The sequence below is a fragment of the Pseudomonas sp. H3(2019) genome (assembly GCF_007713465.1).
Classification (GTDB): domain Bacteria; phylum Pseudomonadota; class Gammaproteobacteria; order Pseudomonadales; family Pseudomonadaceae; genus Aquipseudomonas.
In genome coordinates, this window is the sequence record NZ_VMSG01000006.1 from 88,495 (window position 1) to 108,818 (window position 20,324).

Genomic DNA, 20,324 nt, shown 5'->3' on the forward strand with positions numbered 1-20,324 from the left:
GGCGTCGGTTTTTTCGATGTTTCGCGTAGCGTTTAGTGCACCAGCATGCCGGTAAACCAGTAGGCCTGGGCCAGGGTAATCAGGCCGACGATAGTGGCAAAGAATAGGCTGTGCTTGAGAGTGAAGCGGAACAGGTCGGATTCCTTGCCCACCAGGCCAGTCGCGGCGCAGGCCACGGCGATCGATTGTGGCGAGATCATTTTGCCGGTCACGCCACCACTGGTGTTCGCTGCCACCAACAGCACGTCGTTGACGCCGATCTGGTGTGCGGTGGTCGCTTGCAGCGAGCTGAACAGTGCGTTGGACGAGGTGTCCGAACCGGTCAGGAACACGCCCAGCCAGCCAAGGAATGGCGAGAAGAACGGGAAGGCCGCGCCGGTGGCTGCCAGTACCAGCGCCATGGTTGATGACATGCCCGAATAGTTGGTGACGAAGGCGAAGGCCAGCACCATGCCGATCGACAAAATAGGCCAGCGCAGTTCAAAGAAGGTTTCTTTAAAAGTGGTAAGACCAATTTTGAAGTTGATCTTCAGGATCAGCATCGAGATCAGCGCGGAGAAGAAAATCGCCGTGCCGGTCGCCGAAATCGGATCGAGTTTGAACACCGCCGGAATGGCGGTCGGGACGGCTACGATCGGGGCCGTCTTGATCACCAGTTGGTCCAGGTGCGGGATGGCGAAGTTGAACACCCAGCCATACATCGAACCGCCAGTGGCGAACATCGCCTTGAAAGGTTTCAGGGTCCAGAGGGTCACCAGCACGGTGAGGATCAGGAATGGCGACCAGGCTTTGAAGATCTCACCGAAGCTGAACGGCGAAGGCTGGGTCGTACGCGGTTGGCCGAAACCTCCGGCGCTTCTCACGGTTGCGGCACCGACGCTGGCGGTCGCTTCGGCGAACGAACGCTTGGGCTGCCAGACCTTGAGGAACAGGGTCAGGGAGACCAGGCTGACCAGTGCCGAGGTGATGTCCGGCAGCTCGGGGCCGATGAAGTTCGAGGTGAAGAACTGGGTGACGGCAAAACTCAAGCCGGCTACCAGCGCTGCGGGCCAGGTTTCCCGAACGCCGCGCAGGCCGTCCATCATGAACACCAGCCAGAACGGCACGAATAGCGACAGCAGTGGCAGTTGGCGACCCGCCATGGAGCCGATTTTGAACGCGTCGATTCCGGTTACCTGGCCGGCAACGATGATCGGAATTCCCAGTGCGCCGAAGGCTACCGGCGCGGTGTTGGCAATCAGGCACAGGCCGGCGGCGTACAGCGGGTTGAAACCCAGCCCTACCAGCAGCGCGGCGGTAATCGCCACCGGTGCGCCGAATCCGGCGGCACCTTCCAGGAACGCGCCGAAGCAGAAACCAATCAGTAGCACTTGCAGGCGTTGGTCGTCGGTAATCGACAGCACCGAGCTACGGATCACTTCGAACTGGCCGCTCTTGACCGTCAGTTTGTAGAGGAACACTGCGGCCACGATGATCCAGGCAATCGGCCACAGTCCGTAGGCGAACCCGTAGCCCGCCGCGGCGAAGGCCATGTCGACAGGCATCTGGAAGGCAAAGATCGCCACCAGAATCGACAACGCCAGGGTAATGCTCCCGGCGACGTGTCCTTTGAGGCGGAACACGGCCAGAGCCAGGAAGAAAAATACGATGGGGATAACGGCCGCGAGTGCGGACAAGCCGAGGCTGCCGAGCGGGCTGTAGAGCTGTTGCCAGGTTTGCATATGGGGTGGCCCCTAATTGTTGTTGGTCAGGCACTGGTCAGCGTTTTTGGTTAATTGGTAATACCAATTTACAATCGCTGTCGGCTAGGGTAAAAGCCTTGGGTGTGGTGTGTCAATTTGCCGCCCTGAAACTTTCGTCGAATGAGCGGTGCAGAGGTCATCTGATCTGTTCGATCAAACGCCGCCTGGTAGGTGCTGGCGCAACGCCAATAGGCCAGAATAGAGAGCCCGGCGAGCCGTCGGGATCGTGGAGAATGAGTTATGGGGTTTGATCAGATTCGTCAGCGCCGTTTGTCTGACGATATTGTCGAGCGGCTCGAGGGGATGATCCTTGAGGGTACGCTGAAGTCCGGTGAGCGATTGCCGGCGGAGCGCGCTCTGGCGGAGCAGTTCGGTGTGTCGCGCCCTTCATTGCGTGAGGCGATCCAGAAACTGACGGCTAAAGGGCTGCTGGTCAGTCGCCAGGGCGGTGGCAACTATGTGATTGAATCGCTCGGTTCAACCTTTAGCGATCCGTTGCTGCACCTGCTGGAAAGCAATCCCGAAGCCCAGCGTGATCTGCTGGAGTTTCGCCATACGCTGGAAGCTTCATGCGCCTATTACGCTGCATTGCGCGCGACGGATGTTGATCGTGAGCGACTGACTGCGGCATTCGAAGAGTTGCAGGATTGCTACTCGCGGCATGATCAGGTGAGCCGTGCGGAAGAGGGGGCGGCGGATGCGAACTTTCACCTGGCCATTGCCGAAGCCAGTCACAACGCGGTGCTGTTGCACACTATTCGCGGGCTGTTCGATCTGCTCAAGCGCAACGTGGTGACCAACATCGGTGGCATGTACAAGCAGCGCTCCGAAACCCGCGACATGCTGATCAGTCAGCACCGGGAGTTGTATCAGGCGATTATCGACGGGCGTGCAGAGCAGGCGCGAGAAATTTCCAGCCGACACATTTTGTATGTGCAGGAAGTGCTCGAAGAAGTGCGTCAGGAAATGCAGCGCATGGCTCGGGCGGAGCGGCGCAAGGGGATGTAGTCAGAACTGATCGTTCCCACGCTTTGCGTGGGAATGCCGCCATGGACGCTTTGCGTCCGCTCCGGATGTGACGCAGAGCGTCACGGGATGCATTCCCACGCGGAGCGTGGGAACGATCGGCGACAGTGGTCGCGTTCAGGCTGGAAAATTAATCTTCCTTGCCCTTGTTCCGCACCGCACGCTGCAACTCGCGACCGGCATCGCGTTCGCGTTCGGTATCACGCTTGTCGTACTCCTTCTTGCCCTTGCCCAGAGCGATCTCGCACTTGATCAAGTGCTTGCTCCAGTACAACGACAGGCAGACGCAGGCGTAACCCTTCTGTTGCACGGCGGCAAACAGCTTCTCCAGCTCGCGCTGGTTGAGCAGCAGCTTGCGCGTGCGCGTCGGGTCGGCGATGACGTGGGTGCTGGCGGTGGTCAGCGGAGTGATATGACTGCCGAGCAGCCACGCCTCGCCATCCTTGAGCAGCACATAACTGTCGACCAGTTGTGCCTTGCCTGCACGCAGACTCTTTACTTCCCAGCCGGCCAGGACCATGCCAGCCTCGAATCGATGTTCGATGAAGTAATCGTGTCGCGCCTTTTTATTCTGCGCGATGGTCCCTTCGGGGTGTTTCTTCTGTTTAGCCATAGGGGCGGCATTATAGGGAGTTGCGCGCGAGTCGGCTACGGTGAACCTGTGTGCTTGAGCGCATTGAGTGAATCCCGGACAATGCGCCCTCTTTTTTGATCGGTTGGGCGTGTTCAGGATGTCGTCAGACAAGGTTTCAGTCCACGGTAGTTGGGCTAGCCGTTGGGTTTTCATACTCGCTGCGACCGGTTCAGCCGTGGGGCTGGGTAGTATCTGGAAGTTTCCCTACATGGTCGGCGTCTATGGCGGCGGCGCGTTTGTGTTGGTGTTTCTGGCGTGTATTGCGCTGATCGGCGTGCCGGTGATGCTGGCCGAAACCCTGATCGGTCGTCGTGCCCGGCAAAGTCCGGCAAATGCCTTGAAGGTGCTGGCGCTTGAAGCCGGGCACTCGGCGAAATGGTCCTGGGGCGCGTTTGCCGGGATGATCACGGCACTGCTGATTCTGTCTTTCTATAGTGTGGTGGGCGGTTGGTCGCTGGATTACATCATCGACATGGGGCGTGGTGACTTCCAGGGCGTGACGGCCGATCAGGTCGGCGCCTATTTTGGCGGGGTGATCGCCGACCCTTGGCGTCTGACGCTGTGGCACACCCTCTTCATGTTGCTGTCGGCGTTCGTTATCGCCAAAGGCGTCGTCGCGGGGCTTGAGCGCAGCCTGCGGATCATGATGCCGTTGCTGTTCGTGATGCTGGTGATTCTGTTGGGCTACAGCCTGACCACCGGGCACTTCATGGAAGGCGTGCATTTCATGTTCGACTTCAACCCGGACAAGTTGCTGGACGGCTTGCTGCCAGCCATGGGGCATGCGTTTTTTTCCCTGAGCGTCGGTGTGGGCTCGATCATGATCTACGGTGCTTATATGCCTAAGCATTCGTCGATTTCCGGGACCATCGTCGGCGTTGCGTTACTGGATACCTTTGTTTCGTTGTTGGCCGGCCTGGCGTTGTTTCCAATTGTGTTTGCTGCCGGTTTGAACCCAAGCGAAGGGCCAGGATTGATGTTTGTCAGCCTGCCATTTGCCTTTGGTAACGTCGCATTCGGCCAGTTGATGGGGGTGGTGTTTTTCGTGCTGGTGGCCATTGCGGCCTGGAGTTCGGCGATTTCCTTGCTGGAGCCGATGGTGGCCTACCTGGTTGAACGGACCAACATTCGTCGTGGCTGGGTGACGTTCTGGCTGGCATTCAGTTGCTGGTTTGTTGGTTTGGGAACGGTGTTTTCCTTCAATATCTGGAAGCAGGCCAAGTTTTTCGTCAATGATGGCGGTGCGTTTCACCTCTACCAGTGGGGAGCGCAAAATGGTCTGGATTTCTTTGGCGTGATCGATTTCTTCACCTCGCGGATCATGTTGCCGCTCGGTGGTTTGTGCTTTGTGGTGTTTGCAGGTTGGGTGATGGGCCGTGAAGCGGTGCGCGACGAACTGTCGATGCGCAGCCCGGCATTGTTTGCTCTGACATTGTTCTTGATGCGCTATGTGGCGCCAATCGGCATTCTTGTAGTGTTTGCCGCCCAGCTGTGGAAGTGACGCTGACATGACGACACATATTCAACGTTCGGCCCTGTTGCCGTATCCGGCACAAGCGCTGTATGACCTGGTCAATGACGTGGCGCGCTATCCGGAGTTTTTGCCTTGGTGCTCCGAGGCTGAAGTGCTGGAAAGCTCTGCCGTGCACATGCGTGCAAGCGTAGGTGTGGCCAAGGGCGGGTTAAGCCAGCATTTCGTGACGCGCAACACGCTGGTGCCTGGGCAGTCGATCGAGATGAATCTCGAAGAGGGCCCATTCAATCAGTTGCATGGTGTCTGGGTGTTCAAGCCGTTGGGCGAGAAAGCCTGCAAGATCAGCCTGGACCTGTCGTTCGATTATGCCGGGCCGATTGTTCGGGCGACCCTGGGACCGTTGTTCAATCAGGCGGCTAACACGCTGGTGGACGCGTTCTGTCAGCGCGCCAAGCAGTTGCATGGTTGAGTCGGTGATAGACGTCGAGGTGGTGTATGCCGCCGTCGATCGCCAGATGTTGCTCAAGGTAGCGGTGCCCATGGGCACTACTCTGCGAGCGGCATTGGCTGAATCAGGCATCGCCGAGCAATTCCCCGAGTTGGATCTGGCAACGTGTCCGGTAGGGATTTTCGGCAAGGTGATTGCCGATCCCGAGAACCCCCAGGTTCAGGCGGGTGACCGCATCGAGATTTATCGAGCGTTGCTGGCGGATCCAAAAGAGGTACGTCGGTTACGTGCGGCCAAGGCTGCGGCGCAAGCCAAGGCCCGGGATCAGTAGATTTCCCAAATGACAGGCAACAAAAAGCCCGGCATGCCGGGCTTTTTGTTGTGTCGCAATTTATTGCGGCGATGTGTCCAACGGTGTTGGCGTCGGGACCGGTACGGTTTCGACCTTGTCGACGTCTTTCTGGATCTGGTCCAGCAGCGAACCCGGTTTTACCGGTTTCTCTGGCTTCGGCTTCTCGGCGTTTTCGGCAGGGGCGGTTACAGTGGTGCCGCTGTTCTTGCCGAGAATCGCTTCGTCACGGCTCACGCCAGGCATGAAATCGCCCGACAGGCTGACAAGCTGGTCGTTAGGGTTGAAGATAACGCTGATGCGTTCCTGTTGGCGTTCACCGCCGCCTGGCTGCAGGCTATACAAGTAATCCCAGCGATCGGCATGGAACGTGTCGGTCAGCAGAGGGTTGCCCATGATAAACCGTACTTGCCGGCGGGTCATTCCCGGGCGTAACTGGTCTATCATGTCCTGCGTGACGACATTGCCCTGCTGGATGTCGATTTTGTAAACCCCGGGGAATGAACAACCGGCGAGTGCGAGCAGTCCCACAAAGGTGAAACTGGTTAGCAAGAGCTTGGTGTTTTGCATCGGTGGGCGACTTCCACTATCTTGGCTGGGACAACGTAAACGCCGATCATACCCGCATTAAGAGTAGCTGCGAAGCAGCATCGCGAGAAAGCTGACCATGGTTGAAAATAGCGAACTACGCAAAGCCGGCCTCAAAGTGACCCTGCCACGGGTCAAAATTCTGCAAATGCTCGATTCCGCCGAGCAACGTCACATGAGTGCTGAAGATGTTTACAAGGCGCTGATGGAAGCTGGCGAGGATGTCGGTCTGGCCACGGTTTACCGTGTACTGACCCAATTCGAAGCGGCTGGTCTGGTGGTCCGTCACAATTTCGATGGCGGCCACGCGGTCTTCGAGCTGGCTGACGGCGGTCACCACGACCATATGGTTAACGTGGAGAACGGTGAAGTGATCGAGTTCTTCGAGGAAGAAATCGAAAAGCTTCAGAAGGCGATTGTCGAGAAGCACGGCTTCGAGTTGGTGGATCACAACCTGGTGCTGTACGTACGCAAGAAAAAGTAAGCATGTCGCGCGGATTTCTGTTCCGCGATACGAACGAAGGCGACCCAAGGGTCGCCTTCGTGCTGTCTGGAGACTTTAAATTTTTGCCGTCACGACCATTTTCTTTGCGTGGGCCAGGGACTCCTTGGTCAGGTCGATCCCTCCCAGCATTCGCGCCACTTCTTCAATTCGTTCATTTTTACTCAGCTTGGACACGGCGGTGTGCGTGGCATCTTCACCGCGCACCTTGTGGACGAATAGATGCTGATGGCCCTGGGAGGCTACTTGCGGCAAGTGAGTGACGGTCAGCACCTGTCCGCGCTCCCCGAGTCGGCGCAAGAGCTGGCCGACAATTTCCGCCGTCGGGCCACCAATGCCGACGTCGACTTCGTCGAACACCAGTGTTGGTACTCGCGAGGTTTGTGCAGTGATCACCTGGATGGCCAGGCTGATTCGCGACAACTCGCCCCCCGATGCGACTTTGGCCAGTGCCTTGAGCGGTTGCCCGGGGTTGGCGCTGACCAGTAGTTCTACCTGTTCAAGGCCGTTGGGCAGCAGTTCATTGCTGGTGTTGGGGCGTAGTTCAATGGTGAAGCGGCCGCCCGGCATACCCAGGCGTTGAATTTCCTGTTCGACGGCATTGGCCAGGCTGGTCGAAGCCTGATGACGCAAATCGCTCAGCTCCCGGGCTTTTTCCTGGTAGTGCCGGGCGAATGCACCCAGCTCTTCGCTCAGTCGTTCGATGGACTCGTCGTTGGCATTCAGTGTTTCGATTTCGTCCAGCAGTCGTTGCTGAAGCTCCGCGACTTCGGTGGGCTGAATCCGGTGTTTGCGTGCCAGGGTGTAGATCGAATCCAGGCGTTCTTCGAGTTGCTGGAGGCGTGCCGGATCGGCATCGAAATGGTCGAGAAAACGGTTCAGTTCGCCGACAGCTTCTTCCACCTGAATCTGCGCGCTGGTCAGCAGATTGGTTGCTTCGCCCAGGGCGCCGACCGAGTTGTTCACGCTCGACAGGCGATTGAGGCTGGCTGTCAGGGCGTTCAGTACATTGCCGGAATCGCTTTCGCTGCACTGCTCGACCACTTGTCGGCAAATCCCCAGCAAGGTTTCGGCGTTGGTCAGGTTTTTGTGTTCCTGCTCCAGCTGCTCCAGCTCGCTCTCGCCGAGGCCGAGGTTTTCCAGCTCTTCGAGTTGGTAGCTGAGCAATTGGTGGCGAGCACGCTGCTCGTCGCCGGAGTTGGAGAGGCGCTCCAGCTCCTGGCGGGTCTGGCGCCAGCGCTGGGCGGCCAGTTGCACCTGGCGGGCGAGGTCCGTGGCGCCGGCGTATTCGTCGAGCAGTCGACGGTGCGTGTCGGTTTTCAGCAACGATTGGTGTTCATGCTGGCTGTGGATATCGATCAACAGTTCGCCAAGGGCTTTAAGGTCGCCCAGCGGGCAGGGGCTGCCATTGATGTAGCCGCGCGAGCGACCTTCGGCGGTAATCACCCTGCGCAGGATGCACGGGCCGTCGGTATCGAGGTCGCGCTCGGCCAGCCAGGTACTGGCTTCCGGGATATCGGCCAGGTCGAACGTGGCCAGGATGTCGGCCTTCTCGGCGCCTGGGCGAACCACGCCGCTGTCGGCGCGATCGCCAAGGGTCAGGCCCAGGGCGTCGAGCATGATCGACTTGCCGGCACCGGTTTCCCCTGTGATCACGCTCATCCCGCGATCGAGTTCCAGATCGAGATGTTCAACGATGGCGTAGTTATGTACGGACAGGTGCACCAGCATAGAGGCCGCTCCCAAGCTTTAAGTCTGGTTATTTATACAGTGTTTTGTTTCTGGCTGACAATGCCCATGTTTAGCTCGATTTGCTTGGGAAATGGATTTTTTTAAAACCGCTGGGATATTAAATCAGTCGTTTTGTAAGGGTAATGGTGTTCAGCGCTTCGGCAGCCCTTGAACCTGGAATTTGCGACCCCATATACCGGGGCAGAAGCGCGAGTCGAGTTCGCGCACGATTTTGAAAGGAGAAATCTATGGCTGACGAACAGACGCTGGATACGCAAAATCCAGACGCCAATCAGGCTCCCGAAGCATCGGGTGAAGACCTGGCGGCTCGTGTACAAGTGCTCGAAGAGCAACTGGCTGGCGCGCAGGATCAGTCTTTGCGTGTTGCTGCCGATCTGCAGAACGTCCGCCGTCGTGCTGAGCAGGATGTAGAAAAAGCTCACAAATTCGCGTTAGAGAAGTTCGCCAACGACCTGCTGCCGATCGTCGACAGCCTGGAGCGTGGTCTTGAGCTGTCCAACCCGGACGACGAAAGCATTCGCCCTATGCGTGAAGGCATCCAGCTGACCCTGAAAATGTTCCAGGACACCCTGAAGCGTTATCAGCTGGAAGCGATTGATCCTGAAGGCGAACCGTTCAATGCGGCGCATCACCAGGCGATGGCCATGCAGGAAAGTGCCGAGGTCGAACCCAACAGCGTGCTGAAGGTGTTCCAGAAGGGCTACATGCTCAATGGTCGTCTGCTGCGCCCGGCCATGGTCGTGGTCAGCAAGGCGCCAGCGCCGGTTTCGCCTTCGATTGACGAACAGGCTTGAAATCCGCCGTAAGGCCCCCATTTAGTTGTCAAGCGTTTAAGTGCTACCGCAGTTAGCCACCACTGCTGCGGCAACCAAATCCAAAGTTTCGGGAGAGTGAACATGGGCAAAATTATCGGTATCGACCTGGGGACTACCAACTCCTGCGTCTCCGTGCTGGAAAACGGCGTAGCCAAAGTTATCGAAAACGCTGAAGGCGCGCGTACTACGCCGTCGATCATCGCTTATGCCAACGATGGCGAGATCCTGGTGGGTCAGTCGGCCAAGCGTCAGGCTGTGACCAATCCGCACAACACTCTGTATGCGGTGAAGCGTCTGATCGGTCGTAAGTTCGACGAAGAAGTCGTACAGAAAGACATCAAGATGGTCCCTTACAAAATCGCCAAGGCTGACAATGGCGACGCTTGGGTTGAAGTGAACGGCCAAAAAATGTCGCCGCCACAGATATCGGCTGAAATCCTGAAGAAGATGAAGAAAACCGCCGAAGACTACCTCGGCGAGACCGTGACTGAAGCGGTCATCACTGTTCCGGCCTACTTCAACGACAGTCAGCGTCAGGCGACCAAAGACGCCGGCCGTATTGCTGGCCTGGACGTAAAACGTATCATCAACGAACCAACCGCAGCCGCTCTGGCCTACGGTATGGACAAGGCCAAGGGCGATCACACCGTGATCGTTTATGACCTGGGTGGCGGTACTTTCGACGTCTCCGTAATCGAAATCGCCGAAGTCGATGGTGAGCACCAGTTCGAAGTGTTGGCCACCAACGGTGACACCTTCCTCGGCGGTGAAGACTTCGACATTCGTCTGATCGACTACCTCGTTGACGAATTCAAGAAAGAAAGCGGCATGAACCTCAAAGGTGACCCGCTGGCCATGCAGCGCCTGAAAGAAGCCGCTGAGAAAGCCAAGATCGAGCTGTCTTCGAGCCTGCAGACTGACGTTAACCTGCCGTACATCACTGCAGATGCGACCGGTCCTAAGCACTTGAACGTGAAAATCTCCCGCGCCAAGCTGGAAGCGCTGGTTGAAGACCTGGTTCAGCGCACCATCGAGCCTTGCCGCATTGCCCTGAAAGACTCGGGTATCGACGTTGGCGCGATCAACGACGTGATCCTGGTCGGCGGTCAGACCCGTATGCCATTGGTTCAGAAGCTGGTGACCGAGTTCTTCGGTAAAGAAGCCCGTAAAGACGTTAACCCGGACGAAGCGGTTGCCATGGGTGCTGCTATCCAGGGCGCAGTATTGGCCGGTGACGTGAAAGACGTTCTGCTGCTCGACGTCAGCCCGCTGACTCTGGGTATCGAAACCATGGGCGGCGTGATGACTGCGCTGATCGAGAAAAACACCACGATTCCTACCAAGAAATCGCAAGTGTTCTCGACTGCCGATGACAACCAGGGCGCAGTGACCATTCACGTGCTGCAAGGCGAGCGCAAGCAAGCTGCCCAGAACAAGTCCCTGGGCAAGTTCGACCTGGCCGAGATTCCACCAGCACCACGCGGCGTGCCACAAATTGAAGTGACCTTCGACATCGACGCCAACGGCATCCTGCACGTAGGCGCCAAAGACAAGGCCACCGGCAAGACTCAGTCGATCGTGATCAAGGCCAACTCCGGTCTGTCCGAGGAAGAAATTCAGCAGATGATTCGCGATGCTGAAACCAACGCTGACGAAGACCGCAAGTTCGAAGAGCTGGCCACCGCCCGTAACCAGGGCGACGCGCTGGTTCACTCGACGCGCAAAATGGTCGCTGACGCTGGCGACAAAGTGACTGCTGAAGAGAAGACCGCAATCGAAGCCGCCGTGGTTGCCCTGGAAGCCGCTGTTAAAGGCGACGACAAGGCTGCTATCGAAGCCAAGGTTGAAGAGCTGTCGAAAGTCTCCGCTCCAGTGGCGCAGAAGATGTACGCCGAACAGGCCCAGCCAGCTGAAGGTGCGGCACCGCACGCTGAAAAAGCTGAAAAGGCTGACGACGTTGTCGACGCTGAGTTCGAAGAAGTCAAAGAACACAAGTAAGTTGTTGGTCGGCCGGTTGACTGCCTTTGTGCGGTGACTGGTAGGATGTCGCCGCGCGGGAGCTTGCTCCCGCGTTGGCGTGTCTGGAGTAGACGAATTTTTACAGCATGCGACAGCGTTCGGATGCTGGCGGTGCGGACGGGGATGCTCCTGCTTTCCGATCCACAGGTATCGCATCGAATCAAAGACCAGGATCGTTGAATTGACGTGAGTTGGGTCCGGGCCTGTATTGGGGCTCAACGAGTTTGGCGAAGCTCAGGAGGGGTTTGCCGAACGTCCTTAAGAGTGCAAAGACTTATGGCAAAGCGTGACTATTACGAAGTGTTGGGTGTTGAGCGTGGCACGAGCGAAACGGACCTGAAAAAGGCCTACCGTCGCTTGGCAATGAAGCACCACCCGGACCGTAATCCTGACGACAAAGCGTCGGAAGAAAAATTCAAGGAGGCCAACGAGGCCTACGAAGTACTGTCCGATTCCAGCAAGCGCGCGGCGTACGATCAGTACGGTCATGCCGGTGTCGACCCAAGCATGGGTGGCGGCGGTGCTGGTTTTGGTGGTCAGAACTTCTCCGATATCTTCGGTGATGTGTTCAGTGACTTCTTCGGTGGTGGTCGCGGCGGTTCCCGTGGCGGTGCTCAGCGCGGTAGCGATCTGCGCTACACCCTGGAGCTGAACCTGGAAGAAGCGGTGCGCGGCACAACCGTGAATATCCGTGTTCCGACACTGGTCAACTGCAAGCCGTGCGACGGTTCGGGAGCCAAGAAAGGCTCTGCGCCGGTCACCTGCCCGACCTGCGGTGGTATCGGTCAGGTACGCATGCAGCAAGGCTTCTTCTCGGTGCAGCAAACCTGCCCGCGTTGCCATGGCCAGGGCAAGATCATTTCCGATCCGTGCAACTCCTGCAATGGCGAAGGTCGCGTCGAAGAGTACAAGACCCTGTCGGTGAAAGTGCCGGCTGGCGTTGATACCGGCGACCGCATTCGTCTGTCTGGCGAAGGCGAGGCGGGGACTCAAGGTGGGCCGACTGGCGACCTGTACGTGGTGATCAACGTGCGCGAGCACACGATCTTCCAACGTGACGGCAAGCATCTGTTTTGCGAAGTGCCGATCAGCTTCGTCGATGCAGCGCTGGGCGGCGAGCTGGAGATTCCGACCCTTGATGGTCGGGTCAGGCTGAAGATTCCTGAAGGCACGCAGACCGGCAAGCAGTTCCGGGTGCGTGGCAAGGGCGTGGCACCGGTTCGTGGCGGTGGCGCGGGCGACCTGATGTGCAGTGTGGTGGTCGAGACCCCAGTCAATCTGGGGCGTCGTCAGCGCGAATTGCTGGAAGAGTTCCGCAGTTCCCTGGCGGACGACAACAGCCATTCGCCGAAAACCACCGGTTGGTTCGAAGGCGTGAAGCGCTTCTTCGGCGATCTGTAAGGAGTCGGGCATGCGACGTATAGCTGTGATGGGCGCTGCCGGGCGCATGGGCAAGATCCTGATCGAAGCGGTGCAGCAGCGCGCACCGCTCACCGGGCTGACGGCGGCAATCGTGCGCCCTGGCAGCACGCTGATCGGCGTGGATGCCGGTGAGCTGGCCTCGCTGGGGCGGATCGGTGTACCGCTGTCCGGTAACCTGGAAATGGTGGCGGCTGAGTTCGATGTGTTGATCGACTTCACGCTCCCGGAGGTCATGCTTAAGAACCTGGCGTTCTGCCGCAAGGTGGGCAAGGCCATGGTCATCGGCACTACGGGGCTGGATGCCGCGCAAAAGCAGTTGCTGGCCGAGGCAGGGAAGGACATTCCAATTGTCTTCGCGGCCAATTTCAGTGTTGGCGTGAACCTGTCGCTGAAGTTGCTCGATATGGCGGCTCGGGTGTTGGGTGATGATGCTGATATCGAAATCATTGAAGCCCATCATCGAAACAAGATCGATGCGCCTTCAGGTACGGCGTTGCGCATGGGCGAGGTGATCGCCAGCGCACTGGATCGTGATCTGCAGAAGGTTGCGGTCTATGGGCGCGAAGGCCACACCGGTGTGCGCGAGCGCGAAACCATTGGTTTCGCCACGGTTCGCGGCGGTGATGTGGTCGGCGATCATACGGTGCTGTTCGCCTGCGAGGGCGAGCGACTGGAAATTACCCATAAAGCGTCCAGTCGCATGACCTTCGCCAAGGGCGCGGTGCGTGCCGCGTTGTGGCTGGATGGTCGTGAGCCGGGTCTTTACGACATGCAAGACGTGCTCGACCTGCGTTAAGATGCCCCCGAAATCGGGTTCAAACACAGCGTTTGAGCCCGATTTATCCCGCCAAGCGACGTCCTGTCGCATTCCCCGGCCTTTTAGGCTCATTGGCGGTAGACCAAAAAAGCCTTTTTCTGTAAGCTACAGCTTTAGTGTGTCCACTAAAAGCGCGCAGAATAATTCAGTGAAGAAGCGGGGTGACGTGTCCATACGTCACTCCGCTTTTTTACAACCTGCGATCGCCCTTTCAGGCTTTTATTTACGGGAGGTCTTCTTGACTAAGCCAGCCATACTCGCCCTTGCTGATGGCAGCATTTTTCGCGGCGAAGCCATTGGAACCGACGGTCAAACCGTTGGTGAGGTGGTGTTCAACACCGCCATGACCGGCTATCAGGAAATCCTTACCGATCCTTCCTACGCCCAACAGATCGTTACCCTGACTTACCCGCACATCGGCAATACCGGCACCACGCCGCAAGACGCCGAGTCTGACCGCGTCTGGTCTGCAGGTCTGGTGATTCGTGACCTGCCACTGGTTGCGAGCAACTGGCGTAACACGATGTCCCTGTCCGACTACCTGAAAGCCAACAACGTTGTGGCAATCGCCGGTATCGACACCCGCCGCCTGACACGCATCCTGCGTGAAAAAGGCGCGCAGAACGGCTGCATCATGGCTGGCGACAACATTTCCGACGAAGCTGCGATTGCAGCGGCGCGCGGCTTCCCGGGACTGAAGGGCATGGATCTGGCGAAAGTCGTCAGCACCAAAAAGCAGTACGAATGGCGCTCGACTGTCTGGGATCTTAAAACCGACAGCCACGCGACCCTCGACGCTTCCGATCTGCCGTACCACGTGGTTGCCTACGACTACGGCATCAAGGTCAACATCCTGCGCATGCTGGTCGAGCGCGGTTGCCGCGTGACCGTGGTGCCAGCTCAAACGCCGGCTGCTGACGTCCTGGCTCTGAAGCCGGACGGTGTGTTCCTGTCCAACGGCCCGGGTGACCCTGAGCCATGCGACTACGCGATCCAGGCCATTAAAGATGTGCTGGAAACCGAGATTCCGGTGTTCGGCATCTGCCTCGGCCACCAACTGCTGGCCCTGGCCTCTGGCGCCAAGACCCTGAAAATGGGCCACGGCCACCACGGTGCCAACCACCCGGTTCAGGATCTGGACACCGGTGTCGTCATGATCACCAGCCAGAACCACGGTTTTGCGGTAGACGAAGCGACTCTGCCAGGCAACGTTCGGGCGATCCACAAATCGCTGTTCGACGGCACCCTGCAAGGCATCGAGCGTACCGACAAGAGCGCGTTCAGCTTCCAGGGTCACCCTGAAGCCAGCCCTGGTCCGAACGATGTGGCGCCGCTGTTCGATCGCTTCATCAACGAGATGGCCAAGCGACGTTAATCGCCGGGCTTGAGCATGTAGCGAGAAGTCCCTGAGGGTGGCCCCGGTAACCCGGCGGTCCCTGAAGGGCTTCAGAGATTGATCAAGACGGCTTCTCCTCGGGGATTGCCGTCGGACCTGCGGATTTGAGTGACTACCCATGCCAAAACGTACAGACATTAAAAGCATCCTGATTCTCGGCGCTGGCCCGATCGTGATCGGCCAGGCTTGCGAATTCGACTACTCCGGCGCCCAGGCTTGCAAAGCCCTGCGCGAAGAGGGTTACCGCGTCATCCTGGTGAACTCCAACCCGGCCACCATCATGACCGACCCGGCCATGGCCGACGCCACCTACATCGAACCGATCAAGTGGCAGACCGTTGCCAAGATCATCGAGAAAGAGCGTCCGGACGCGCTGCTGCCGACCATGGGTGGCCAGACCGCTCTGAACTGCGCCCTGGACCTGGAGCGCGAAGGCGTTCTGGAGAAGTTCGGCGTAGAAATGATCGGCGCCAATGCTGACACCATCGACAAGGCTGAAGACCGTTCACGCTTCGACAAGGCGATGAAATCCATCGGTCTGGATTGCCCGCGTTCCGGTATCGCCCACAGCATGGAAGAGGCCAATGCGGTTCTCGAGAAGCTCGGCTTCCCGTGCATCATCCGTCCGTCCTTCACCATGGGCGGCACCGGTGGTGGTATCGCTTACAACCGTGAAGAGTTCGAAGAAATCTGCGCTCGTGGTCTGGACCTGTCGCCGACCAAAGAGCTGCTGATCGACGAATCGCTGATCGGCTGGAAAGAGTACGAAATGGAGGTTGTCCGCGATAAGAAGGACAACTGCATCATCGTTTGCTCGATCGAAAACTTCGACCCAATGGGCGTGCACACCGGTGACTCGATCACCGTTGCTCCGGCACAAACCCTGACGGACAAGGAATACCAGATCATGCGTAACGCCTCGTTGGCGGTACTGCGTGAGATCGGCGTTGAAACCGGCGGCTCCAACGTTCAGTTTGGCATCTGCCCGGACACTGGCCGTATGGTCGTGATCGAAATGAACCCGCGTGTATCCCGCTCTTCGGCACTGGCCTCGAAAGCCACTGGTTTCCCGATTGCGCGTATCGCTGCCAAGCTGGCGATCGGCTACACCCTGGATGAGTTGCAGAACGAAATCACCGGCGGCGCTACTCCTGCGTCCTTCGAGCCGTCAATCGACTACGTCGTGACCAAGCTGCCACGCTTCGCCTTCGAAAAATTCCCGAAAGCCGACGCCCGCCTGACCACTCAAATGAAGTCGGTCGGTGAAGTCATGGCCATCGGTCGGACCTTCCAGGAATCCCTGCAGAAAGCCCTGCGCGGTCTGGAAGTAGGCGTTTGCGGTCTGGACGAGAAGCTCGACCTGAGCAATCCGGAAAGCATGAGCGTGCTCAAGCGCGAACTGACCGTGCCGGGCGCCGAGCGTATCTGGTACGTGGCTGACGCCTTCCGTGCCGGCCTGTCGGTCGAAGACATCTTCGGCATGAACATGATCGATCCTTGGTTCCTGGTGCAGATCGAAGACCTGATCAAGGAAGAAGAAAAGGTCAAGACCTTGGGCCTGTCGAAAATCGACCGTGACCTGATGTTCCGTCTCAAGCGCAAAGGCTTCTCCGATCAGCGTCTGGCCAAACTGCTGGGTGTTACCGAGAAGAACCTGCGGACCCACCGTCACAAGCTGGAAGTGTTCCCGGTCTACAAGCGCGTCGACACCTGCGCGGCCGAGTTCGCCACCGACACCGCTTACCTCTACTCGACTTACGAGGAAGAGTGCGAAGCCGCGCCGTCGGGTCGTGACAAGATCATGATCCTGGGCGGTGGTCCAAACCGTATCGGTCAGGGCATCGAGTTCGACTACTGCTGCGTACACGCGGCACTCGCGCTGCGCGAAGACGGGTACGAGACCATCATGGTCAACTGCAACCCAGAAACCGTTTCCACCGACTACGACACCTCCGATCGTCTGTACTTCGAGCCAGTGACCCTGGAAGACGTGCTGGAAATCGTCCGCGTCGAGAAGCCAAAAGGCGTGATCGTTCAGTACGGCGGCCAGACCCCGCTGAAACTGGCGCGTGCTCTGGAAGCTGCTGGCGTACCGATCATCGGCACCAGCCCTGATGCCATCGACCGCGCTGAAGACCGTGAGCGCTTCCAGCAAATGGTTGAGCGTCTGAACCTGCGTCAGCCGCCGAACGCCACCGTGCGCAGCGAAGACGAAGCGATTCGTGCTGCCAGCAAGATCGGCTACCCGCTGGTAGTGCGTCCGTCCTACGTGTTGGGCGGCCGGGCGATGGAAATCGTCTACGAAGAAGAAGAACTCAAGCGTTACCTGCGTGAAGCGGTTCAGGTGTCCAACGACAGCCCGGTGCTGCTGGACCACTTCCTCAACTGCGCCATCGAAATGGACGTGGATGCGGTGTGCGACGGTACCGACGTGGTGATCGGCGCGATCATGCAGCACATCGAACAGGCAGGCGTTCACTCCGGTGACTCCGCGTGCTCGCTGCCGCCATACTCGCTGCCTGCGCACATCCAGGACGAGATGCGTGAGCAGGTCAAGAAAATGGCCCTGGAGCTGGGCGTGGTCGGCCTGATGAACGTTCAGTTGGCGCTGCAAGGCGAAGACATCTACGTCATCGAAGTCAACCCGCGCGCTTCCCGTACCGTACCGTTCGTGTCCAAGTGCATCGGTGTTTCCCTGGCAATGATCGCGGCTCGCGTGATGGCCGGTAAAACCCTGAAGGAAATCGGTTTCACCAAGGAAATCATTCCTAACTTCTACAGCGTGAAAGAGGCGGTGTTCCCATTCGCCAAATTCCCTGGCGTTGACCCGATCCTTGGCCCGGAGATGAAGTCCACCGGTGAAGTGATGGGCGTGGGCGACACCTTCGGCGAAGCCTTTGCCAAAGCTCAGATGGGTGCCAGCGAAGTGCTGCCGACCGGCGGTACTGCCTTCATCAGCGTGCGTGATGATGATAAGCCACTGGTTGCAGGCGTAGCCCGTGATCTGATCAACTTGGGCTTCGAAGTGGTCGCCACTGCCGGTACTGCCAAGCTGATCGAAGCTGCAGGCCTGAAAGTGCGCCGTGTGAACAAGGTGACCGAAGGTCGTCCACACGTGGTCGACATGATCAAGAATGACGAAGTCACGCTGATCATCAACACCACCGAAGGTCGTCAGTCGATCGCTGATTCGTACTCCATTCGTCGTAATGCCTTGCAGCACAAGATCTACTGCACCACCACCATTGCTGCTGGCGAAGCTATCTGTGAAGCGCTGAAGTTCGGTCCCGAGAAGACTGTGCGCCGCTTGCAGGATCTACACGCAGGATTGAAGGCATGAGCATAACCAAGTACCCAATGACCGTTCAGGGCGCGAAGGCCCTGGAAGAAGAACACGCTCACCTGACCAAGGTCGTCCGTCCGAAGCTCAGCCAGGACATCGGTACGGCCCGCGAGTTGGGTGACTTGAAGGAAAACGCCGAATACCACGCTGCTCGCGAGCAGCAGGGTATGGTCGAGGCGCGGATCCGTGACATCGAAGGCCGCATGCAGAATGCGGTGATCATTGATGTCACGAGCATTCCTCACACCGGCAAAGTGATTTTCGGTACCACCGTTGAAATCGCCAACGTCGAAACGGATGAAAGTGTCACTTACCACATCGTGGGCGAGGATGAGGCTGACTTCAAACTCGGCAAGATCTCCGTCAGTTCGCCACTTGCTCGCGCCTTGATTGCCAAGGAAGAGGGTGATGTGGTGGCGGTCAAAACGCCTAGCGGCGTTATCGAGTACGAGATTGTCGAAGTCCGCCATATCTGAGGGCCGGCGCCTGCTGCGTGCGGGCGCCATGCTTTGGCAGCTGACTCAGATGTTGTGGGTTGGCGGCCTGTGGTTGTTGCACATTGGTCTGCTGCCGGTGCTGGGCCGTATTGGCCTGGCGCCGCTGTTGATCGAAGAAATTTCAAGCATGCTGAGTGCGCTGCTGGTCGGGTTTTCAGCGGCGTGCGTGGTTTTTCAGGTTTTGGTGCTGGTTCAGGCCAAGGGCCTTGTCAGTCTATGGCGCGATATTCGCGGGCAACTGCTGTTGATGGCGCTCTACGCGAGTGCGATGTACTTCGTCGTGCGAATCGACTGGCCGCAGGCGCAGCAATGGTTGTTGTTCAGCTATCTTGTGCTGGGTTTTTCCGGGTTGCTGCTGGTTTTGCAGCCAGTTCCGGGATGGGGTGGCAGGGTGCGCGAAGCACACCCTTGACCCGTATTATCACTTGAAGCGATGGACGTTCGACAGCTGCTTGTTGACGCTGAAGTTCTTGCGGTAAATCAGCGCCATCTTGCCGATGACTTGCACCAGATCCGCTTTGCCGGCCTTGCACAGTTCTGCAATGGCTGCCAGGCGCGATTCGCGATCGAGGATGCTGAGCTTGATCTTGATCAGCTCGTGATCGCCCAATGCGCGTTCCAGTTCGGCTAAAACACCTTCAGTCAAACCGTTATCAGCCACAGTCAAAACTGGTTTCAGATGGTGGCCAATGGACTTGTACTGTTTCTTCTGCTCTTGAGTGAGCGGCATAATCTGACCCCTGCGTCTGATCTTGTAAAAAGCGGCGGCCAGTTTACCCGAGCAAGTCCGGGACCGCCCAGTTAATCGCGACTCGTTTATTTTTTGAGGTGGCCCGTGGCCCGTTCCAAGACAAGCCTTAAGTGGCTGCAAAGACATGTCAATGATCCCTATGTGAAGCAGGCGCAGAAAGATGGTTACCGCTCGCGTGCGAGTTACAAGCTTCTGGAGGTCCAGGAGAAATACAAACTGATCCGTCCAGGTATGAGTGTTGTCGACCTGGGAGCGGCGCCCGGCGGCTGGTCGCAGGTCACTAGTCGGCTGATCGGTGGTCAGGGGCGTCTGATCGCCTCGGACATCCTGGAAATGGACAGCATTCCGGACGTGACTTTCATCCAGGGTGACTTCACCCGGGACGACGTGCTCGCTCAGATCCTTGAAGCCGTTGGTAATTCGCAGGTGGACCTTGTGATTTCCGATATGGCCCCCAATATGAGTGGTACGCCTGAGGTGGACATGCCGAAAGCCATGTTTCTATGTGAGCTGGCTCTTGATCTGGCGGCTCGGATACTCAAACCGGGTGGTAATTTCGTGATCAAGGTGTTTCAGGGCGAAGGGTTTGATGCTTACGTGAAGGACGCTCGTCAGAAATTCGACAAGGTCCAGATGATCAAGCCGGACTCTTCCCGTGGCAGTTCCCGCGAGCAATACATGCTGGCTTGGGGCTACCGCGGCCGTAGTGAGTAAATCGAGGTTTTTTTGCGGGTCGATAGGTTTTTCGT

19 protein-coding genes are annotated in these 20,324 nt (G+C 58.1%); 14 read left to right on the forward strand and 5 right to left on the reverse strand.

The window, feature by feature from the left end:
• Positions 1–32: 32 nt before the first annotated feature.
• The gene (locus FPT12_RS08405) at positions 33–1,721 is read right to left on the reverse strand and encodes a lactate permease LctP family transporter (RefSeq protein ID WP_145015675.1); all 1,689 of its coding nucleotides are present in this window, start codon (positions 1,719–1,721) and stop codon (positions 33–35) included.
• Between the two features lie 261 nt (positions 1,722–1,982).
• Here FPT12_RS08405 and FPT12_RS08410 point away from each other — a divergent pair, with 261 nt between their 5' ends.
• Entirely contained in the window at positions 1,983–2,750 is a 768-nt protein-coding gene (locus FPT12_RS08410) for an FCD domain-containing protein (protein WP_145015677.1), read from the forward strand.
• Between the two features lie 148 nt (positions 2,751–2,898).
• On the opposite strand, the gene smpB is transcribed toward FPT12_RS08410, so the two are convergent.
• Complete coding sequence (smpB, locus tag FPT12_RS08415) at positions 2,899–3,381, reverse strand: SsrA-binding protein SmpB (protein WP_019691770.1); 483 nt, start codon at positions 3,379–3,381, stop codon at positions 2,899–2,901.
• Positions 3,382–3,499: 118 nt separating this feature from the next.
• Between smpB and FPT12_RS08420 the strand changes: the two genes are divergently transcribed.
• The 3 genes from FPT12_RS08420 to FPT12_RS08430 are packed head-to-tail and all read left to right on the forward strand — an operon-like array spanning position 3,500 to position 5,655.
• Complete coding sequence (locus FPT12_RS08420) at positions 3,500–4,903, forward strand: sodium-dependent transporter (protein ID WP_103318585.1); 1,404 nt, start codon at positions 3,500–3,502, stop codon at positions 4,901–4,903.
• Positions 4,904–4,910: 7 nt separating this feature from the next.
• Entirely contained in the window at positions 4,911–5,345 is a 435-nt protein-coding gene (locus FPT12_RS08425; protein WP_145015679.1) for a type II toxin-antitoxin system RatA family toxin, read from the forward strand.
• Positions 5,338–5,655 carry an RnfH family protein gene (locus FPT12_RS08430; protein ID WP_145015681.1) on the forward strand — a complete coding sequence of 106 codons (318 nt, stop codon included), beginning with the start codon at positions 5,338–5,340 and terminating at the stop codon, positions 5,653–5,655. The genes FPT12_RS08425 and FPT12_RS08430 overlap by 8 nt, the downstream gene beginning before the upstream one ends.
• Positions 5,656–5,715: 60 nt before the next feature.
• On the opposite strand, the gene FPT12_RS08435 is transcribed toward FPT12_RS08430, so the two are convergent.
• On the reverse strand, positions 5,716–6,243 hold the full coding sequence (locus FPT12_RS08435; protein ID WP_054594074.1) for an outer membrane protein assembly factor BamE: 528 nt from the start codon (positions 6,241–6,243) through the stop codon (positions 5,716–5,718).
• Positions 6,244–6,340: 97 nt separating this feature from the next.
• Between FPT12_RS08435 and fur the strand changes: the two genes are divergently transcribed.
• Positions 6,341–6,745, forward strand: a complete 405-nt coding sequence (gene fur, locus FPT12_RS08440) for a ferric iron uptake transcriptional regulator (protein ID WP_019691775.1) — start codon at positions 6,341–6,343, stop codon at positions 6,743–6,745.
• Between the two features lie 75 nt (positions 6,746–6,820).
• Here fur and recN read toward each other — a convergent pair whose 3' ends face one another.
• Positions 6,821–8,494, reverse strand: a complete 1,674-nt coding sequence (gene recN, locus FPT12_RS08445; RefSeq protein WP_145015682.1) for a DNA repair protein RecN — start codon at positions 8,492–8,494, stop codon at positions 6,821–6,823.
• Positions 8,495–8,742: 248 nt separating this feature from the next.
• Here recN and grpE point away from each other — a divergent pair, with 248 nt between their 5' ends.
• From grpE to FPT12_RS08485, 8 genes are all read left to right on the forward strand, one after another.
• Positions 8,743–9,309 carry a nucleotide exchange factor GrpE gene (grpE, locus tag FPT12_RS08450; protein ID WP_145015684.1) on the forward strand — a complete coding sequence of 189 codons (567 nt, stop codon included), beginning with the start codon at positions 8,743–8,745 and terminating at the stop codon, positions 9,307–9,309.
• A gap of 102 nt (positions 9,310–9,411) precedes the next feature.
• Positions 9,412–11,328, forward strand: coding sequence for a molecular chaperone DnaK (gene dnaK / locus FPT12_RS08455; protein ID WP_145015686.1), 1,917 nt, complete (start codon positions 9,412–9,414; stop codon positions 11,326–11,328).
• Between the two features lie 297 nt (positions 11,329–11,625).
• The gene (dnaJ, locus tag FPT12_RS08460) at positions 11,626–12,750 is read left to right on the forward strand and encodes a molecular chaperone DnaJ (RefSeq protein ID WP_145015687.1); all 1,125 of its coding nucleotides are present in this window, start codon (positions 11,626–11,628) and stop codon (positions 12,748–12,750) included.
• 10 nt (positions 12,751–12,760) lie between these two features.
• Positions 12,761–13,567, forward strand: coding sequence for a 4-hydroxy-tetrahydrodipicolinate reductase (gene dapB / locus FPT12_RS08465; protein WP_145015690.1), 807 nt, complete (start codon positions 12,761–12,763; stop codon positions 13,565–13,567).
• A gap of 259 nt (positions 13,568–13,826) precedes the next feature.
• Positions 13,827–14,963 carry a glutamine-hydrolyzing carbamoyl-phosphate synthase small subunit gene (carA, locus tag FPT12_RS08470; RefSeq protein ID WP_145015692.1) on the forward strand — a complete coding sequence of 379 codons (1,137 nt, stop codon included), beginning with the start codon at positions 13,827–13,829 and terminating at the stop codon, positions 14,961–14,963.
• A 139-nt stretch (positions 14,964–15,102) separates the two neighbouring features.
• Positions 15,103–18,324 carry a carbamoyl-phosphate synthase large subunit gene (carB, locus tag FPT12_RS08475; RefSeq protein ID WP_145015694.1) on the forward strand — a complete coding sequence of 1,074 codons (3,222 nt, stop codon included), beginning with the start codon at positions 15,103–15,105 and terminating at the stop codon, positions 18,322–18,324.
• Positions 18,325–18,326: 2 nt separating this feature from the next.
• The gene (greA, locus tag FPT12_RS08480; protein WP_071555727.1) at positions 18,327–18,803 is read left to right on the forward strand and encodes a transcription elongation factor GreA; all 477 of its coding nucleotides are present in this window, start codon (positions 18,327–18,329) and stop codon (positions 18,801–18,803) included.
• 28 nt (positions 18,804–18,831) lie between these two features.
• Positions 18,832–19,236, forward strand: coding sequence for an MFS transporter (locus FPT12_RS08485; RefSeq protein WP_145015696.1), 405 nt, complete (start codon positions 18,832–18,834; stop codon positions 19,234–19,236).
• A gap of 9 nt (positions 19,237–19,245) precedes the next feature.
• On the opposite strand, the gene FPT12_RS08490 is transcribed toward FPT12_RS08485, so the two are convergent.
• Positions 19,246–19,554, reverse strand: coding sequence for a YhbY family RNA-binding protein (locus FPT12_RS08490; RefSeq protein ID WP_019691785.1), 309 nt, complete (start codon positions 19,552–19,554; stop codon positions 19,246–19,248).
• 105 nt (positions 19,555–19,659) lie between these two features.
• On the opposite strand from FPT12_RS08490, the gene rlmE reads away from it, so the two are divergent.
• Positions 19,660–20,289, forward strand: coding sequence for a 23S rRNA (uridine(2552)-2'-O)-methyltransferase RlmE (gene rlmE, locus FPT12_RS08495; protein ID WP_020299918.1), 630 nt, complete (start codon positions 19,660–19,662; stop codon positions 20,287–20,289).
• The last annotated feature ends 35 nt before the right edge of the window (positions 20,290–20,324 follow it).

Coding starts and splice junctions, on each gene's coding strand:
- carB (WP_145015694.1), top strand. CDS start 15,103: ATGCCAAAACGTACAGACATTAAAAGCATCCTGATTCTCGGCGCTGGC.
- fur (WP_019691775.1), top strand. CDS start 6,341: ATGGTTGAAAATAGCGAACTACGCAAAGCCGGCCTCAAAGTGACCCTG.
- smpB (WP_019691770.1), bottom strand. CDS start 3,381: ATGGCTAAACAGAAGAAACACCCCGAAGGGACCATCGCGCAGAATAAA.
- FPT12_RS08410 (WP_145015677.1), top strand. CDS start 1,983: ATGGGGTTTGATCAGATTCGTCAGCGCCGTTTGTCTGACGATATTGTC.
- dnaK (WP_145015686.1), top strand. CDS start 9,412: ATGGGCAAAATTATCGGTATCGACCTGGGGACTACCAACTCCTGCGTC.
- FPT12_RS08425 (WP_145015679.1), top strand. CDS start 4,911: ATGACGACACATATTCAACGTTCGGCCCTGTTGCCGTATCCGGCACAA.
- dapB (WP_145015690.1), top strand. CDS start 12,761: ATGCGACGTATAGCTGTGATGGGCGCTGCCGGGCGCATGGGCAAGATC.
- FPT12_RS08420 (WP_103318585.1), top strand. CDS start 3,500: ATGTCGTCAGACAAGGTTTCAGTCCACGGTAGTTGGGCTAGCCGTTGG.
- FPT12_RS08490 (WP_019691785.1), bottom strand. CDS start 19,554: ATGCCGCTCACTCAAGAGCAGAAGAAACAGTACAAGTCCATTGGCCAC.
- FPT12_RS08430 (WP_145015681.1), top strand. CDS start 5,338: ATGGTTGAGTCGGTGATAGACGTCGAGGTGGTGTATGCCGCCGTCGAT.
- FPT12_RS08405 (WP_145015675.1), bottom strand. CDS start 1,721: ATGCAAACCTGGCAACAGCTCTACAGCCCGCTCGGCAGCCTCGGCTTG.
- grpE (WP_145015684.1), top strand. CDS start 8,743: ATGGCTGACGAACAGACGCTGGATACGCAAAATCCAGACGCCAATCAG.
- FPT12_RS08485 (WP_145015696.1), top strand. CDS start 18,832: ATGCTTTGGCAGCTGACTCAGATGTTGTGGGTTGGCGGCCTGTGGTTG.
- FPT12_RS08435 (WP_054594074.1), bottom strand. CDS start 6,243: ATGCAAAACACCAAGCTCTTGCTAACCAGTTTCACCTTTGTGGGACTG.
- dnaJ (WP_145015687.1), top strand. CDS start 11,626: ATGGCAAAGCGTGACTATTACGAAGTGTTGGGTGTTGAGCGTGGCACG.
- recN (WP_145015682.1), bottom strand. CDS start 8,494: ATGCTGGTGCACCTGTCCGTACATAACTACGCCATCGTTGAACATCTC.